The 18,482-nt window shown below is 42.7% G+C and carries 15 protein-coding genes; 14 read left to right on the top strand and 1 reads right to left on the bottom strand.

From position 1 onward, the window contains the following. The first annotated feature begins 349 nt into the window (after positions 1–349). The 8 genes from GC093_RS34060 to GC093_RS34025 all read left to right on the top strand — a co-directional run bounded on the left by GC093_RS34060 (position 350) and on the right by GC093_RS34025 (position 10,612). Entirely contained in the window at positions 350–2,026 is a 1,677-nt protein-coding gene (locus tag GC093_RS34060) for a permuted SH3 domain-containing protein (RefSeq protein WP_171656401.1), read from the top strand. A gap of 24 nt (positions 2,027–2,050) precedes the next feature. Then, on the top strand, positions 2,051–2,776 hold the full coding sequence (locus GC093_RS34055; RefSeq protein WP_281365360.1) for an ABC transporter ATP-binding protein: 726 nt from the start codon (positions 2,051–2,053) through the stop codon (positions 2,774–2,776). Continuing rightward, entirely contained in the window at positions 2,773–3,948 is a 1,176-nt protein-coding gene (locus GC093_RS34050) for an ABC transporter permease (RefSeq protein ID WP_171656400.1), read from the top strand. The genes GC093_RS34055 and GC093_RS34050 overlap by 4 nt, the downstream gene beginning before the upstream one ends. A 94-nt stretch (positions 3,949–4,042) precedes the next feature. Continuing rightward, the gene (locus GC093_RS34045; RefSeq protein ID WP_171656399.1) at positions 4,043–6,268 is read left to right on the top strand and encodes a hypothetical protein; all 2,226 of its coding nucleotides are present in this window, start codon (positions 4,043–4,045) and stop codon (positions 6,266–6,268) included. A gap of 290 nt (positions 6,269–6,558) precedes the next feature. Further along, positions 6,559–7,242, top strand: a complete 684-nt coding sequence (locus GC093_RS34040; protein WP_171656398.1) for a response regulator transcription factor — start codon at positions 6,559–6,561, stop codon at positions 7,240–7,242. Then, positions 7,239–8,810 (top strand): sensor histidine kinase, encoded by a 1,572-nt coding sequence (locus GC093_RS34035; protein ID WP_171656397.1) that lies wholly within the window; start codon positions 7,239–7,241, stop codon positions 8,808–8,810. The genes GC093_RS34040 and GC093_RS34035 overlap by 4 nt, the downstream gene beginning before the upstream one ends. A gap of 375 nt (positions 8,811–9,185) precedes the next feature. Continuing rightward, a complete protein-coding gene (locus tag GC093_RS34030; protein WP_171656396.1) occupies positions 9,186–10,148 on the top strand; it encodes a glycosyltransferase family 2 protein in 963 nt (320 codons plus the stop codon). Next, positions 10,148–10,612: a GtrA family protein gene (locus GC093_RS34025; protein ID WP_171656395.1), complete on the top strand. Its 465-nt coding sequence runs from the start codon at positions 10,148–10,150 to the stop codon at positions 10,610–10,612. The genes GC093_RS34030 and GC093_RS34025 overlap by 1 nt, the downstream gene beginning before the upstream one ends. Here the strand turns inward: GC093_RS34025 and GC093_RS34020 are convergent. Beyond that, positions 10,560–11,657, bottom strand: coding sequence for a CotH kinase family protein (locus GC093_RS34020; RefSeq protein WP_171656394.1), 1,098 nt, complete (start codon positions 11,655–11,657; stop codon positions 10,560–10,562). The two genes, GC093_RS34025 and GC093_RS34020, sit on opposite strands and share 53 nt — an antisense overlap. Before the next feature lie 134 nt (positions 11,658–11,791). Between GC093_RS34020 and GC093_RS34015 the strand changes: the two genes are divergently transcribed. The 6 genes from GC093_RS34015 to GC093_RS33990 all read left to right on the top strand — a co-directional run bounded on the left by GC093_RS34015 (position 11,792) and on the right by GC093_RS33990 (position 18,105). Further along, on the top strand, positions 11,792–12,523 hold the full coding sequence (locus tag GC093_RS34015; protein WP_171656393.1) for a hypothetical protein: 732 nt from the start codon (positions 11,792–11,794) through the stop codon (positions 12,521–12,523). Positions 12,524–12,798: 275 nt separating this feature from the next. After that, positions 12,799–13,347 carry a spore coat protein gene (locus GC093_RS34010; protein ID WP_171656392.1) on the top strand — a complete coding sequence of 183 codons (549 nt, stop codon included), beginning with the start codon at positions 12,799–12,801 and terminating at the stop codon, positions 13,345–13,347. 225 nt (positions 13,348–13,572) lie between these two features. Next, positions 13,573–14,946, top strand: a complete 1,374-nt coding sequence (locus GC093_RS34005) for a hypothetical protein (RefSeq protein WP_171656391.1) — start codon at positions 13,573–13,575, stop codon at positions 14,944–14,946. Positions 14,947–15,402: 456 nt separating this feature from the next. Further along, on the top strand, positions 15,403–16,479 hold the full coding sequence (uxuA, locus tag GC093_RS34000) for a mannonate dehydratase (protein WP_171656390.1): 1,077 nt from the start codon (positions 15,403–15,405) through the stop codon (positions 16,477–16,479). Continuing rightward, on the top strand, positions 16,476–17,324 hold the full coding sequence (locus GC093_RS33995; protein WP_171656389.1) for an SDR family oxidoreductase: 849 nt from the start codon (positions 16,476–16,478) through the stop codon (positions 17,322–17,324). Before uxuA ends, GC093_RS33995 begins: the two co-directional genes overlap by 4 nt. Positions 17,325–17,346: 22 nt before the next feature. Further along, complete coding sequence (locus GC093_RS33990) at positions 17,347–18,105, top strand: alpha/beta hydrolase (RefSeq protein ID WP_171656388.1); 759 nt, start codon at positions 17,347–17,349, stop codon at positions 18,103–18,105. The last annotated feature ends 377 nt before the right edge of the window (positions 18,106–18,482 follow it).

Here is an 18,482-nt window from a genome sequence, read left to right as displayed (position 1 = left end):
TTATGTGTCGATAATTGCATGAAATGTAGGTGCAGCAAGGGTTTAATGCTTTCAGGGTTCTTTCAGCTAGTCATCAAGTTCATTTCAGATATAACCCTCATAATGAAATCATTAGTAAACAAAGTAGAAAGAGGTATGGTACCCTGTTAAAAGCAGGTGATTCTCTGAAGATTTGGGGCAGTTCACGTTGTACATATAATCAGCAGGATAGGGCAGGAGATATGTGGTTCCATGTAGGGTAACTGGAATCAGCATCGTGGAGCGTGGAATTTGGCCGAAAGTCATGAAGTATAAAGAAGGCGCTTGTGTTTAATTGGAGCCAAGTTTACGTTGGGGAGGCATTTCGTTCATGAAGATGAAAAAGGGAATTATTGTAGCCGTAGCTGCTGTGGTTGTATGTGGTGGAGGTACCTACGCTTATTTGAATAAGGGAACGTTGTTTCAAAGCAAACAGCAAACAGCAGTGAAGGAGACGATTTATACAGTAAAAAAAGGCAATATCCGCTCGGTAATATCGGGCACAGCCCAGCTTGAGGCACAAGAGCAGCAGACGATTGTTCCGCCGAAGGAAGGGATGATCAAAACAATCAACCTGACTCGGAATCAAGCGGTAAAGAAGGGAGATTTGCTGCTAGAGCTCTCGGATTCATCCTTGGATGAAAAGTTGGATCAAGCTAAGCTGACACTCAGCGGCTATCAATCCGATATGCAGGATTTACAAGCCCAATCCGCAGCGTTGAAGACTTATGCTCCTGCTACAGGAAAGCTAATCCTCTCAACCAATATCAGTGAAGGTGCCTCGGTCTCCAAATCTACCAAAATTGCCACAATTGCGGATACCAATTCTTTGACGGTTACCCTGCCATTTTTGCAAGAAGAGGCTGTACAAATTCATAACGGAGATAGTGTTCAGCTAACTATTGATGGGTATATGTTAACCAAATCTGGCGTGGTCAACTCGGTATCCCAGTCCGTTAAGTCCGACGCGAAGGGCAATCGGTTGATTGATGTGGCCATTCGAGTTGATAATGACGGGTCGATGGATGCAGGCCAAACGGTTAAAGGCTCTGTCATGGCTGGAGGCTTGAAGATTGAATCCAAAGGATCAGCTGCGCTGCAATATAAAACCTCGGTTACCGTGTTAGCGGGGGTATCGGGTACAGTGGATCAATTGCTGATTAAAGAAAATCAAATGGTCAATAAAGGCGATCTGATCGATACGCTTGTTAGCGACACTTTGAGCAGAGACATTACAAATAAGCAAAACCAGATTAATCAATCTCTCAAAAGCATCAAGGACATAGAGGACCAGATTGAAAAGCTGAAGGTACTCGCGCCCTTTGACGGCATATTCTCCACAGACTTTGTAGACCAAAAGAAAAATGTGCTGACTGCCTACCCAGCTGGAACAACCATTGGAAGTAATGTTCAACTGGGCGCAGTAGCCAATCTGGAAACCTTGCAGCTTCCCATTAAGGTAGATGAGCTTGACCTGCCGAAGATTAAGGTTGGACAGAAGGCGGAGGTTAAGGTAGATGCCGTATCAGGTAAAGTCTTTAACGGAGAAGTAACTCAGGTTTCAACAGTAGGTACGGTTACGAACGGGGTTACTTTTTATACGGCTGTTATAACCTTGAAAAATGTATCCGAGCTAAAAAACACAATGACAGCTACAGCTGAGATCATAATTGAAGATAAGAAGGACGTTCTCGTTCTTCCGGTAGATGCAGTAAAACAAAGAAGCGGCAAACGTATCGTTTCGGTGAAAAAAGAGGATGGCACCATCGAAGCGGATCATGAAGTGAAGATAGGCTCCAATACCAGCACGATGATTGAAATCACATCGGGTCTGAAGGAAGGTGACTCCGTCGTTGTTCAATCAGCTAATTCAACGAAGAAGCTTTCCCAAACAGAAATTGACGCCATGAGAAATCAGTTCCAGCAAGGCGGCAATCGCGGTAACACTAATGGTGGTGCCGGCGGCGGTGGTGGTGGATTCCAAGGCACTAGACCTCCAGGCTTCTAAATCTCCAAGGGAAGGTGATAAGATATGAAAATGATAGAATTACAAAATATTAAAAAATCTTATTCCCGCGGAGTCGAGGAACTGATGATTTTGAAAGACGTTTCTCTTTCCATAGATAAAGGAGAGTTCGTAGCCATTGTCGGTCCCAGCGGTTCCGGTAAATCGACACTGATGAATACAATCGGACTTCTGGACGTGCCTACCTCTGGGTCCTATATGTTGGATGGTGTAGCAACAGAAAAAATGAAGGATGACGAGCTGGCGGGACTTCGGAATCGGAAGATCGGATTTATTTTTCAACAATTTAACTTGCTGCCGCGTCTTACTGCTATTGAAAATGTAGAGCTGCCGATGATCTATTACGGAACTCCGAAGAAGGAACGGAGGGAACGGTCACAGAACATGCTCGAAATGCTGGGAATGGGTCAACGCTCGCATCACAAGCCCAGTGAGTTGTCAGGCGGCCAACAGCAGCGTGTAGCGATTGCCCGGGCTTTGGCTATCGGTCCTTCCCTTCTGCTGGCGGATGAACCGACAGGAGCATTGGACTCCAAAACAGGGCAAGAGGTATTGGAGCTTATGCTGCACTTGAACGAAATCGGAAATACCATCGTATTAATTACCCATGATCTGCATATCGCGGAAAATGCCAAAAGAATTGTAACGATAAGGGATGGACTGATTGTAGGGGATTTGTTAAATGAGCCTCAAACGCAAAAGTCTGAAGCAGCGGTAGAGGTGACAGTATGAGAATCACCGAACTGTTGCAGATGGCTTTGAAAACGGTAAGCGCCAATTGGATGCGAACCTTGCTGACGATGCTGGGCGTTATCATAGGCGTCAGCTCAGTAGTGACCTTGGTTGCAATTGGTAAAGGGACTTCAGCTCAAATCGCTAAGCAGTATGAAAATATGGGTACTAACTTGCTGGTGGTGAATTTGCTGAATCAAGGACGTGCCACGCAGCTTAATTATACGGATATAATGGAATTTGAACAGTTTCCAGAAATTGCCGCAATTGCTCCAACGGTTTCATCCAGTCTGAACATCAAATACGATACCACACAAGAATCCTATTCGGTGCTGGGCTCTAATGAACGTTATATGAGCATCTTGAAGGCATCCCTTAACAAAGGCCGATTTATCACGGAAGCTGATCTGGATTTACGAACAAATGTGGCCGTGATGGGCGCTACTGTTGCCAAGGAGCTATTCGGCACGACGGATCCTCTGGATAAAATTATTAATATTAATGGTTTCCAGTTTACGGTTGTCGGTTTGTTAAATGCGAAGGGTTCCAGTATTGGCGGGACATCCGCAGATGACTCGGTCATCATTCCTCTGACTACAGCCCAACGTCAGCTAACTATGGGGAGCATTAGAACGACCTATATTGAAGCTACATCGAAGGAAGACATCACCAAGGCTCAGAGCACTTTAACCGCTTTTTTGACTTATAAGTTTAAAAGCTCTTCCGGATTTCGTTTTACGAATCAGGATCAATTACTTTCGGCGAGTACGGAAGCTTCGAATTCATTAACCAGTCAGCTGGTAAGTGTTGCTTGTATCTCCTTGCTGGTTGGGGGAATAGGGATTATGAACATCATGCTGGTTACGGTAAGTGAACGAACCCGAGAGATTGGTATTCGCAAATCGATAGGAGCTAAGCGGAAAAATATACTCTTGCAATTTCTGTTCGAGGCTATTGTTATAAGCGGATTAGGCGGATTGATCGGGCTGCTGATTGGCGTAGGGCTTGCCAAGGCATGGCCGTATTTCAATCCTAAGCAAATGACGGTTGTTTCTTTTGATATCAGTATGTACGCATTCCTGTTTTCTGTTCTTGTTGGTGTTATTTTTGGACTCTATCCGGCTAACAAAGCATCCAAGCTGCGGCCGATTGATGCTCTGCGCACCGATTAATTGAGTCGCATAGCCCTAATATTTCTTCAAAAAACTCAAGTTTATACTTACGATGCTGGTTTCGCTCAAGCGAAACCCTTAGGAGGCACATCATATGATTATTAACCGACTACGCGAGGCGGTATCTTCACGAATCGTCCGTATAACCGCCATCCTTTTTACTGCACTTTGTATCGCTTTCACTACTTGGACATCAGGAATATCGTTTGCAGGCAAAGAAGGAGTGTTTATTAATAGCTCTGTATACTTTACCTTGGAGAATGTTGCTCTTTCCACAGGCTCCAGCAATCAAACGATGCAATTTCAGCTCCAATTGAATAATGATGGAGATTCGATCATCGATTACAACTATTACGGAGTGAAGGTAACCTCTACTTCCGGTGGCAGCTATTATGCGCAGCTGAGCAAGCAGGCCGATGCTCAAGTGCCTGGTCATTCTGCAATAAGCTACTACTATGTATCAACTATTCCTGGAGGACTAGATGCCTCGCAGCTTCAGGTAACGGTATTTGAACGAAATGGAAATGGCTCCAGTGTGAGGGATGTAGGCTCACTTTCGGTTGCTAATGCGCAATCCATTGGTCAAACCAATCATCAGCTTCTCGTGAATTTAGCCGATGTGGATACGGCTGTTGCAACGAATTCCTTTGTATCTTACCAAGCTGTAAAAGCAGTTACTCTGCCTCAAGATGGCAAATGGACTATTCTTGTGGATGCAATGGTAACTCCTATGGGAACAGAAACGATAACTTTACCTTCCGGTATCAAATATTTACTTCATGATGGACAGGGCAGAACCTTATCCTTGTCGTCTAATGCGGTTCAAGGCACTTCCATTAATGCAGGACAATCGAAGCACATTCTTTTGTCTACAACTATGGATACACTGCCTTCAACGGATGCTATGACACTCGATCTGTCGCTTGACAGCGCTGGTATATCATCCTTAGGAAAGCTATCCTTGGCACCTCTATTCCAATTAGCAAAAATGGGCGAGCGTGTTCCCTATGTACTAAATGGACGTGAAGGCATTACGTTGGAGCTGCAAAAGGCTGAGCAGCAGCAAATTTCCAATAAGAATGGAGCGATTTTTACTGCGGTGCTGCATAATGACGGTAAGAGCACCATCAAAGCCCCTTCGCTTCAGGGTGTTTTGATTTCCAAAGAAGCTACGCTGTCTGTTAATGCAGCCGCTGTGGTTGTACCTGAAACCTATTTGGCTCCCGGCGAGTCAGGAGCATACCGGTTCGTGGCACAGCTGCCTGATGGCACAGCTGCTGAGAAGCTTCAATTCCTTATATCTGAAGCGGCTTCCGATACTTCATCGGCTACAGCTAAGACGAATTCATCGGCTTCAACTGGCAGCACATCTACAGCTGGTTCCAATTCAAATACATCAGCCTCGAACACAACATCCAACGGATCATCAAATAGTACAGAAGGAGCTTCTTCTATAGGTTCGATTCCGATTTTGGCAGCTACCCTACAAGAAGGGCTGACTGCAGGCTCGAATATGAACAATATTCCACAATATGAACTGGGACAACCCATTGTGTTTGATTCCAGCAGCGAGCTGATTGATTCTAATCTGCAGGTTTCTTTGGTAGAGCTCAATGGTCATTCCGATTCCGAGAGCGGATATCAGACGGTAATTGCTAAATTCAAGCTGTTGAATAATAGCAATGAAACCTTGCAAATTCCGAGTTTCGGTACGTCCTTGACTGATATCACCGGTACTACTTATCCGGGAGCGCGCCAAACGACTGCTTTGCAGGAGCTTATTCCGAATGCCGCTTATGTATACAGCTATTCGTTCATGCTTCCTCCTTCTGCTAAAGGGCAATTTAAGCTTAGCTTAACAGATGCATCTAATGCTTCGAACATTAAAGTGCCGATTGCTGACTATAAAGTGAGTGTAGCTAATACGGGAGAAGAAGACCCGCAGGCAGTGACGAAGAAGCTATCGCTGTATCCATTCAATGTAACGATGGACTACTGGACTATTAATGCACAATACAGCAGCGGCAGCTACACTTATAGTCTTAAAGGAAACTTTGACATTAAGAAGTCTGAGCAAGTCATCGTAGACGACACCTTCTCTACATTGGAATTTGAAGTGGTTGATGCGACTAATCGTATTCTAGGCAGCACAACTCACAAGCTGCAGGGAACGGGTAAGCTGATCAGCGGGTTACAAACCATTACATTTACCGATGTAAAATCAGAGCAGCTTGAATATCCGGTTTCGATCCGAGTTTACGAGGTTATTACTACTTCTACAGGGACAGCCAAACGACTGCTCGCAACTTTAACCCAATAAATTGTTTGATGTTGATAAGTGTAAGTTTAAGAAGTCAATGTTTCAGCATAAAAGAGCTCTATTGCATCATTTTGCAATAGAGCCTTTTGGCCGTAACTACTGGAAATTTTCAGCAAATCTTCAGCTTCCTCTAAAGAAACGTTCAGTTTTCTCTCAGCATGAATTCAGGCATTGGGCTTATGATAGGGATGTTATACATTCTATAATCATAATTGTTAGGTTTAGTGTGTTAATTGATAAAAATCAGTATAATATAGAACACAAAGACTACTATAAGGCGGTAGATCAATATGCAACAACTAAAGGGAATAAAAATATTACTGGTTGATGATGAGCCCAATATCGTGCAATTTCTAGAGCTTGGTCTGCAAAATGAAGGCTTCGAAGTGCAATCGGCTAACGACGGTATGACAGCAATCAGCATGATGAAGCAATTTCAGCCTCATGTCGCCATACTTGATGTGATGATGCCCGGAATGGATGGTTTCGAGGTATGCCGAATGATCAAAAAAACAGAGAATGTAGCCGTGATCATGTTGACCGCCAAGGATGAGGTAGACGACCGGGTTAAGGGGTTAACGTTAGGTGCGGATGATTATATGATAAAGCCGTTCAGCTTTGAGGAGCTGCTTGCCCGAATTTATGCCAGAGTTCGTAATCAGTTTCCGAATCTGTTCGGAGAAGTTATTATCGGAAAGTTTAATATTGATGACCGACGCAAAGAGATCAAGATGGAAAATCGAGTGCTGGAGCTGTCTCCAACTGAATATGAGCTGCTTAAATTTTTGGTGGTTAACCATGGGTTGGTACTTAGTAAAACGGTAATTTTGGATAAAGTGTGGGGCTATGATTTTGGAGGGGAAGAAAATATTGTTGAAGTGTACATCCGTGCGCTCAGGGACAAACTAAATGATAAGAATCATCAAATTATACGAACCCTGAGAGGGTTAGGATACCGAGTTGATTTGGTATGAAGGACACACCTTGGTATAAAACCATTTTCTCTCCCAATTCACTTCGGGTTCAATTATTATCTCGTTCCTTATTGATTCTTGCCTGCTTGCTTGTTCTGATCGGTCTTGTTCAATATGTTTTTATGCGGGAGAACATTTATAGAAACAAAGCTGCCAGTATTCAAAGTCAAGTCTTGTCCATCCCACCGAATGCTTGGCAGCAGTTTAGCGCAAACTTAGGCAATACCAATAATGGTAGTAGTGGCGGAAATAATAATAATGGGGGCGAAACTCGTACTGACAATCGTCCAGATAGCCGCAATGACAACAAAAATGACAGCAAAAATGACAACAATCGTTCGGATAACCGGCCTGGCAATAGGTCCCCGTTCTTTTTCATCCCCGAGGCTAATTTAGCTTATATCGATTCGAGCGGTAATCATACAATATTGAAGAACGGACCCGATGAAACGGTTCCACCTAAGCTTGAAACACAGGAGTATTTGGATGTACTTCAGCAGCAAGGTAAACCGAAATTAAATTATAGAGTTATTACTTCCGGAGGAGAAGAGCAATTGATGGTGCTGCAGACGGTCGGCACGAGACAAACGCTTGGCCTCGTTCAAGTCACCACGATGACCTTGCCCCTCAGAGAGCTGCTCATCCGGCAATTGCTTACTTTTCTATTTCTTGCCGTAGTTGCTATGCTGTTTGGATTGTTAGCCTTTCTACCGGTGCTGCGAAAAACATTGATCCCCTTATTCAATATGGTCAAAACCGTTGAGAAAATTAATGCAGGGAACTTGGAGACACGCTTTCCAACTCGGCAGGGGCAGATGGAGATCGACCGTTTATCTGAATCGTTTAACGGAATGTTAATGCGTCTGGAAGCGTCCTTTGAAGCGGAAAAAGAGACGAAGGAGCAGATGCGTCGCTTTATAGCGGATGCTTCTCATGAGCTTCGCACTCCATTAACCTCCATCAACGGATTTCTGGAAGTATTGCTCCGCGGCGCGGCTAATCAGCCTGATCAATTGCACAAAGCGTTAACAAGCATGCACAGTGAATCGGAGCGGCTCAATAAGTTAGTCCATGATTTGCTGGTGTTGGCTAAGCTCGACAAATCTCCACATATCCAGCTATCCGATGGCATGTTGGATTCTGTTGTCCGTGAGATGGAAGCACAGCTTCGTATATTGGCCGGCAACCGACAGCTTAGCCTCAAGATTTCACCTAACATGAAGTGTAAGTATGATTCCGATAAAATGAAGCAAGTGATATTGAATTTATTTCAAAATGCAGTACAGCATACGGACCCCGAAAAGGGTCACATTGAGCTTTCATTAACATGGCAGGACCAAGGCATTCTGCTATCGGTTCGAGATAATGGACCAGGGATTCCTGAAGACCATCTGCCCCATGTATTTGACAGGTTCTATCGGAGCGATTCTTCCAGAACGCGCAAATATGGCGGCGCCGGCTTAGGCTTAGCCATAACCCAATCCATTGTAGACATTCATGGAGGTACCATTCGCGTTGAGAGCCGCGAGGGCGAAGGCTGCACATTCTTTGTGTGGATCCCGGAATAATCAAGGAGCTTATAATGCGAAGCAGCCAAGCTGGAAAGAACATAATGGATTAAGATTTGAACAACGGAACTGAGAGTTCCGTTATTCAAAATACCAGATCCAATTTAAGACGATAGCGGAAGTCGGAGTTCCGCTATCATGGCAGAATATGAGCAATGTACACAAAACAGAGAGATAACGGAACTAGCAGTTCCGTTATCCCTCTGTTTTTTTGTGCATTCAGTCGATTAGAGGAACTAGTACTTCCTCTAAGGCCATTAATGTGAAAAGTCCTTTTTCAGCATACATTCAGCCGGGATTCAATTAATGCTCAGTTAGCGTTAAGGGACGATTCAGATTTAAGGACTATGATTGATATACAGGAGGAGAGGCCGTATGAGTATTCAATATTCAATCATCGTTCCTGTTTTTAATGAAGAGTCGGTCATTTACAAAACGTATCGACGCCTGAAGCAAGTAATGGAGCCGATTGGCGAGGCCTATGAATTGCTGTTTGTGAATGATGGAAGTCGCGACAACACGGCTTCACTCCTCAGCAGTTACAGTGAACGGGATGAAACCGTCAAGCTTATCAATTTCTCTCGTCATTATGGTCATCAGATTGCGATTACAGCCGGTATGGATTATGCGGTTGGAGAAGCAGTGGTGATTATGGACGCCAATAGGCAGAACCCGTTGGAGCAGATTCCAGAAATGATCGCAAAGTGGAAGGAAGGCTTTGACGTTGTATATATGAAACGAGCTGCGCATAAAGAAAATACATGGTTTAAGAAGCTGATAGGTAGTTTATTCTCCCGCATTCTGCGGACGTCAGCGGATATTATTATTTCATTGGATTCAAGCGAATTTCGTTTATTAGACCGCAAGGTTTATGAAGAATTAAGGCAGTTTTCGGGTAAAAACCACTTGCTCGACGGCATGGTCAATTGGGTCGGATTCCGTCAAGCCTCAGTTTTATATGATCAAGGGGAGCAAGTGTCGCGAAAGCCCAAATTAGCTTTTAAAAAGCTGCTGAAGCTTTGTTTGGATGTTATTATTTCCTTCTCATTCAAGCCGTTGAAGCTTGCAGGCTATCTAGGAGTGGTTCTCTCGATCATGGGTATTTTTTCCCTAATGGCGCTAATATACGTCAAGTTATTTACAGATACGATCATTTCAGTTTGGCACTCGCTTGCTGTGTTTCAATTGTTTACAGGCGGTCTTACTATGATGATGATTGGTATCCTTGGGGTGTATATCGGTCGTATCTATGATGTGGCAAGAAGACGTCACTTATACATCGTGCGAGATTGTAACGGTATTACCAAAAGGGAAAGCCGAATAAAGGGTGCAAGCTGATGCGGAAATCTCAAACTAAGATATTATTGTTGAAATCCGGTTTGGTAGGGGGAGTAAATGCGAGTATTGATTTTGCTCTGTTTACTCTCCTTACTTATGCGGGAATTCCCTATTTGGCCTCACAATACATGTCCTCGATCTGCAGTGGAATCAACAGCTTTCATCTTAATCGAAGATGGACTTTTCAAAGCACTGGTCATACAAATAGAGGGGAAATTTTAAAATTTCTAGTAATTAATCTATTGAGCTTACTGCTCACTTCAGGGCTGCTGGTTATTTTTCACCAATATATGGGGTGGCCTGTTACTATCAGTAAATGTTTTTCTATGGGAATCGGATGGATATTGAATTTCTGTGGCAATCGTTTATGGGTATTTGAACAATCTCATCAGGCGTATGCCGGGTGTCTGTTCAATTCAGATCAACCAAATGATTCTTCAGATAAGCTCGACGGTTATTTATGAACTGAATCATATATTCGGTTTCCATATCAAAGCTAGAAATATCCTTACTTTTATAAGGTTCCTGCAGGATATAGGGACGAATCATGCTCTGTAAGGACAATATGTGTGGTTCTAAGTAACTAGCATTAAATTTGGTTTCCAATATGGTCTCAAGGAGAGATTTGTACATTTGACGAAACTCGGGAACATCTATTAGACGGGAGATTAAGGTGTTATATCCTTTGATAGGAACGTAATCGTACTCCATGACTTGACCATGTATATCTCTACCCCAGGTTGCGTCGTAATCCCAAGGAATAATTTCAAATAGTCCAGATGCTGCGCTCCGATAAAGAGCATAGTTTTGGATGAAACCATCATAATTTTGCATGCATACAATTCCAACCAGCCAAAGTAAAAATTTATTCACATCTATTAGGTTGGAAATTTCGTTTCTAAAATCAGACTGAGGGACCGTGTTTATCTTGTAAATAAGTTCCCGTATATATCGATAATCCTCTTTGAGGCCGATTTTCAGGCTGTAGCCTGCTTCGAGGGCATGTTTTATCTTATTTTCAGGTGTAATTAACGAAAAGTTAGCATCATCATTGCTTGCATAAAAAATGTTTCCGGCCTGTAAGCCTCTTTTTTTCAGGAATAGGTCATCAACTGATTCTAATTGTAAGTAGAGTCCTAAAGTAGAGCCGTTTAGCTTTAATAGAATGTATTCCGAGGCAGGTGCAAGATTCCCGATATCTTTAAAAAAATCAAAGGAAAGCTTGCTGCGTATCATAGATGGATCTAAATATTCGGCATTTAAATGATATTCTCTCGCGCCCATAAATAATTTGGGAGGATGAATAGAGAGTCGTAATGATTTTTTCTTTAGCTTTCGAATGTGGTATCCACGGTAGGCAACTCCAACGTCATATTGCTTTTGGTTAACTTTTAATTTTGCAGGGACAGGGTCTTCGCTCCACATGTAATCTCGAAGAGTTTTGTAATTATTTTTATTTATGAAAAGTTGATAAGTAGAGACCTCTCTAGGTAAATCCACTATGTTCATCTACCTTTATTTTTTAAAATTAGAATATGCGGAGTTTCATTATTTCGTGACTTTGCCTAGATCAACAAATGTACATTCGCATAAAATATTTTACTCCGAGTATTGAAGGGGAAATGATAAGTGAGGTGATTTTGTTGGTAGCTTTAACAGAACACGAAATACAAGAGTTGGTTAATGTAACCATAGGCACTGAGCTAGAGAAGTTTTTAAATCAAAATCCTAAGGAACCTGAATTACGTAAAGATTCAAAGGATTCCAAGAGCTCCGAAGGTTCGAAGGGTTCAAAAGAATCCGAGGGCTCGAAGGGCTCAAAAGGATCCGGAGGCTCGAAGGGCTCAAAAGGATCTGGAGGCTCGAAAGGCTCAAAAGGATCTGGGGGCTCGAAAGGATCTGAAGGCTCGAAAGGTGCTGAAGGACCGAAAGGGCCGAAAGGTCCGAAGGGTTTGTTAGGAGGTCCGAAAGGTCCTAAGGGTCCAAAGGGCTCAAATGGCTCGAAAGGCTCTAAAGAAGCGGAAGAAGCTAAGGGTTCCAAAGGCTCGAAAGAAAAGGAAAAAGGCAAGGGTTCCAAAGGCTCGAAAGAAACGGAAAAAGGCAAGGGCTCCAAAGGCTCGAAAGAAGCGGGAAAAGCCAAGGGCTCCAAAGGCTCGAAAGAAACGGAAAAAGCCAAGGGCTCTAAAGGCTCGAAAGAAACGGGGAAAGAGAAGGGTTCCAAAGGCTCGAAAGAAGCGGGGAAAGCGAAGGGCTCCAAAGGCTCGAAAGAAACGGAAAAAGCGAAGGGTTCGAAAGGCTCGAAAGAAACGGAAGCAGCAAAAGGCTCTGAGGGTACAAAAGGCAAGGAAGGGTCTAAGGGGAAGAAAGGTAAGTGAAAAAGGATTGTTAGTTATATCCTAACAATATAAATTAGGGCGTTCCCCAAATCATTATTACTGGGGAACGCCCTTTATTTTATGAGTAAAGAAAGTATTACTACACTAATAATTAATTCATAAATGTAAAAATGTGGAAATTAATACTATCTCTCAATTAGAGGGGCATTGGCGGAAAAATAATACTATTGGGTACATGTACCATTCATAAAAGCACAGTATTTAATATACATGAGGTGTAACCCATTAATCAAAGAGAAGAGGGATTGAGTTCTATGGATAAAGAAAGCCTGAGTTTATTGATAGGTAGAACTGTACGTATCAACAGAGGAGGACCGGAGTCCAAAAAGGGTAAACTGTTCTCCGCTAAGGATGACCATATCGTAGTAGAAATCGAGAATGAAGGGATGCTCTACTACAAGATGGATCATATTAAAAGCCTAACCCTAGATGCTCGTGACGTTTCGGACATAACAGAAGTGGCTCCTATTGAAGAACAACCTGTGTTGCCTAAGTATATCGATGTGGAAAATTTTTATTCAGTCATGGAAAATATGAAATATCGTTGGGTTCAGATCAACCGCGGAGGTCCCGAGAAAACCGAAGGCGTGTTGGTTGATACTACCGTGGATCAAATAAGCATGGTAGTAGGCAATGAAGTTGTTCATATTTTACCGTTTCATGTTCGAAATGTCAGTTATGGTGTGAAGAAAAATGATCAGGATAACAACAAAGACAAACAGGATGGAAACAAGGATGGAAACAAGGATGGAAAAGATGGTAACAAAGATGCAAAAGACGGAAACAAAGATTCAAAAAAATAAAAGATTAAGAAACATGTGAGATCTGCAGGGAACTATATAAAGAATTCAATTATATTACAAATTATTAAATAGTCGCCTTACCGCGGCTATTTTTTAATCCAAATATTGCAACAAATTTTCTGTGATATTTATCTGTTAAGGGCAGTTTCACTATGCAACTATAAGACTAGGTGCATATACATGGGATAAACTATCCATTCTATGATGATAGAAAGGGGATATGAAATGCAACCTGTTAATTCCGATGGCCTCAAGTGGCTAGTTGAAAAAGCTGTGAGTATCAATAGGGGTGGGCCCGAATCTAAAAAAGGATGGCTCGTTACCGTTAAAGATGATCATCTTGTGTTACAAACGGATGAGCAGTATTTATATTACCAAACAAAGCATGTAAAAAGCATTACTGTTGATAGTACTGAACCTTTAGAAGCTACTGTTCCTTATGATAAGAAGTTGGTTTATTGGGATGCTATAAGCTTTAATGACATTCTAGAGAAAATGATCTTTAGGAGGGTTCAAATTAACCAAGGTGGTCCGGAAAGCATAAATGGGATATTAAGCCGTCTGTTTGAAAACCACGTAGATCTAGTTCAAGGGCACGAGGTAATTAAAGTAGCGACGCCACATATTAAGAATGTTAGTTATAGCCTCAGTAATCAAGATGATAATTCGAATTCGAAAAAGGGTTCGCAAGCTGAGGAAATGGTAAACGAAATGAAAGAACAGACAATAGTGCAAGAGACGACTCCGGCAGAAGTGGAGCAAAAACAACTAGCTCAGAAGAGGAGAAGGAGGAGGAGGCGCTTGGAAAAGAAAGAAATACCAGCCGTCCAAGAGTTGAAATCCATCAATCCTGTGGAAATGCCAGCCGTCCAAAAGTTGAAATCCATAGATCCTGTGAAAATACCTCTCGTCCAAAAGTTGAAATCCATAGATCCTGTGAAAATACCTCTCGCCCAAGAGTTGAAACTCATCGATCCTGTGAAAATGCCTCCCGTCCAAGAGTTGAAATCCATAGATCCTGTGAAAATGGCTCCGGTCCAAGAGTTGAAATCCATAGATCCTGTAATTATACATCCAGATCATGCTTCTGATTCCATCAAGGGAGATGAATTTACGGATGCCCTGCCTATAATGGCGGACGATCAAAATCAGGTTACTACAGAGCAAATAGTTGAAGCCCCTAGCCAGGAGAGATCGTTCATTCATAATCCGGTCTCTAATAATCCGGAAGCATTATTTCATTTTTCTGTTGTTAAGCAAACTGCCAAAAAAGCTGGAGCACTACGTTCTCGTAAATCAAAGCTACTTAAACGGAAGCGTAAAGCTATCCGACCAACAATTCCTCAAAGAAAAAGACAGATGATCAAGCCAAAACTACTAAGAGTCTCAAGGGAAACGAAGAAAATTATTAAGATAAAAATTACCAAAAGAGTTAAAGCTACCAAAAGAATTAAAGTAACAAAAAGAATTAAAGAAACAAAAAGAATTAAAGTTACAAAAAGATGGTTATTTTTAAGCAAAAAGCCGCAGCCTTCGAAGGCTGTAGTACTTGGTTCAGTATGGCTTGCACCAAGTATAAAAATGCATCTCCCTAGATAATAACATTTCGTATATAATCATAGAGAACTATACTGGAATATTCATCATATCCAAATGACAAGTTTTCCTGATTGATAATATCAGAATTTATCTTCTTCTAAAGGGCTAACCCCTTATCAGTGATCATAGTAGTGAATTCATAATTTAATATATGTATTAACATGAGGGAAGTACTGGTTATCAATCTATTCTTTTAAAAGTCCACTTCTAACTATAAAGTGTTACAAGTACTTGAAAGACTCCATTTATATGATTCGAATCTCTACAATCTTTGCTTCCCTAGAAAAAAATGACCCCCCATTCCACGTTACAGTGGGTTTGGGGGCATTTGGTGTTTATAGAGGAAGATACAATGATTCACATCTTGACATGTATACAAGGATACAAGTATATTTCAAGTAACAACACAAGAACAATTGAATTTGAAAGGTTAGAAAATTTGGGGGAGAGAATCCGATGAAAATGGTGTTTAGGTGGTATGGCGAGGGTAACGATACGGTAACTTTGCCGCAAATCAAGCAGATACCTGGAGTGGAGGGCATTGTGTGGGCGCTGCATGATCTGCCTGCCGGGGAAGTCTGGCCGTTAGACCGAATCCTTGAAGTTAGACAGCTTGCAGATCAACACGGCTTCCACATTGAGGTTGTTGAAAGCGTTAATATTCACGAGGATATTAAGCTGGGATTGCCGACAAGGGATGGCTATATTGACAATTACAAAAAGACGATCGAAAATCTGGGCAAGGTTGGAGTTAAGGTAATTTGCTATAATTTTATGCCTGTTTTCGATTGGATTCGTACGGATTTATTCAAGGAGCTGGAGGATGGCTCAACAGCGCTTTTCTATGAAAAGGTGAAGGTTGATAGCATGGACCCGATGGAGCTGGTTGGCAAAATTGCCGCAAATCCCGATTTTACAATGCCAGGTTGGGAGCCTGCGAGATTGAAGCATCTTTCTCGTTTTTTTGAAGCCTACAAGCAGGTAACGGAAGAGGATTTGTGGAATAATCTGCAATACTTTCTGGAGCAAATCATACCTGTAGCCGAAATCAATGATATCAAAATGGCCGTTCATCCAGATGATCCGCCTTGGTCTATATTTGGCCTGCCAAGAATCATGACGAGCCAAGAAAATATTCGCAGGCTATTGAAGCTGGTGGATAGTCCTTCTAACGGAGTTACGTTGTGCAGCGGGTCTCTAGGCGTTAATCCAAACAACAATCTGCCGGACATGGTGCGGGAGTTTGCGGACCGGATTCCGTTCGCCCATATTCGGAACGTGAGACTATATGAGAATGGTGATTTTATCGAGACGTCTCATCGAGCTGCAGACGGTACTGTGGACATTTGCGGTATTGTGAAGGCTTATCATGAGAATGGTTTTACAGGTTATGCCAGACCGGATCACGGTAGACATATATGGAATGAACAATGCAGACCAGGCTACGGGCTTTATGACAGGGCGCTAGGGATTATGTATTTATGGGGTATTTGGGATTCATTAGAAAGAAGTAAACAGGAGGTAACCTTATGATAACTCTCAATGAAAATTTAAAAGGAAAGGTAGCCGTAATTACCGGAGGAAGTGGGGTGCTATGTTCAGCAATGGCCAAGGAGCTCGGCAGACATGGGGTGAAGGTTGCTATTTTAAATAGAACGGCAGAAAAAGGCGAGCAGGTGGCCAAGGAGATAAGAGAGGCCGGCGGAGAAGCTATTGCTGTTGCCTGCGACGTTCTGAATGTTGAGAGTGTAAAGGCAGCGGAAAAAGAGGTTGCGGATAAGCTCGGTATATGTGATATTCTAGTTAATGGGGCGGGCGGCAATCATCCGAAAGGCAGCACAACGAATGAAACTCTCAAGTTAGATGATGTAGCGAATAAAGAGATTACTACCTTTTATGACCTGAGCGCAGAAGGTATTGGCTATGTTTTTAATTTGAATTTTCTAGGCACGCTTATTCCTACACAGGTCTTTTCGAAGTCTATGATTAACCGGCCAGGAGCCGTGGTCATTAATATGTCCTCGATGAGCGCACCAAGTCCGATGACCAAGGTTCCAGCGTACAGCGCGGCCAAAGCGGCAATTGATAATTTCACACAATGGTTAGCCGTACATATGGCTGATGTAGGAATTAGAGTGAATGCGATTGCCCCGGGGTTTTTCTTAACGGAACAAAATCGAAAGCTGCTGACCAACGAAGACGGTTCTCTAACTGAGCGATCCCACAAAATTATTACTCATACTCCAATGCGCAGATTTGGCAAACCGAATGATTTGCTCGGGACGTTACTATGGCTGGCTGACGAGAACCTATCTGGCTTCGTAACCGGAATAACGGTTCCAGTCGATGGTGGTTTTATGGCATACTCAGGTGTATAAGTAAAGAATGGATTGGGAGTGTATGGATCACATGTTGATTAATGAGCAATTGGATGAAATTTATGCAGAGGGTCATGACAAAAAGAAGATCGACTTTTATGCTCCTGAATCTCCTCGGGAGGAGGTCGCCTTATTATTTATTCATGGCGGCGGATGGGAGAAAGGAAGTAAAGAGCAGTGGTGCGATGTTGCCAAGCATTTCGCTCAATTAGGTTATTTCTGTGCCTCTGCTGGTTATCGGTTAACGGATTCAGCGGTATATCCCGCTCAACTGGAAGACGTACATTCAGCTATGCAATATATGAAGAAGCAGTCCTCCAGATTTGGCTTCAATCCGGAACGAATTGTGGTTATAGGCTCATCTGCAGGCGGTTATCTAGCTGCTATGATGGCTCTGGATGCTGCGTATAAGGAATCATTACCACAAGCCGTTATTCTATACTGCCCTGTAACAACCTTGGAGATGGAAGGGGAATTCCTTCCTAGATTCATGGGTTGCCCCCGGGAAGGAAATGAAGAGCTATATCGTGAAGCCTCCCCTTATCACCGAATTACCGGAACAGAGCCACCTTTCCTAATTATTCAAGGGGATGCGGATGTACTTACACCGTATGAACAGGTTGCGGCTTTTCATGAAGCTCTGCTTGAGAACGGGGTACATTCGGAAATTGAGGTTTTGGAAGGAGTAAGCCATGGCTTCGGGTATGGCATTGCGACTCCTGCTCAGCAAAAGTCAGTTCAAAGGATGGAAGCATTTTTGCAGACTCATTTTTCAGCTTAAGGAGTGGTCTATTAGATTGCAAGGATAGAAGGGGACTGCGAATTGTAGCTTTTGCAGGCTTGGTTCAATTGCTGCAATAGAAGAAGCAGAAGCAGATCCCCTATTAGTTAACTTATTGACTGCCTTATAACTACGTCCGAATTAATATGCCTTCCAGGGTAAGAGCCTATTTGCCTCAATGATTGACGGCGAGTGACAAAGGATCATACTTACGTTTGATCCTGCTTGCCAATATCCTCTAGCAGTCGTCTTTTATCCCCACATTCCAGGAACTAATGATTTCCATTACAATTTGCCATGCTATTGTTTTTCAACATGGGTTCTAGGATACAAATTCTTCCTCTCCTATTTTGTCACGATTTTCTCATTCCTTTCCA

The organism is Paenibacillus foliorum (assembly GCF_013141765.1).
GTDB lineage: Bacteria > Bacillota > Bacilli > Paenibacillales > NBRC-103111 > Paenibacillus_S > Paenibacillus_S foliorum.
Note: the sequence above shows the minus strand (reverse complement) of the source record. Positions and strands in the feature narration are given on the sequence as shown.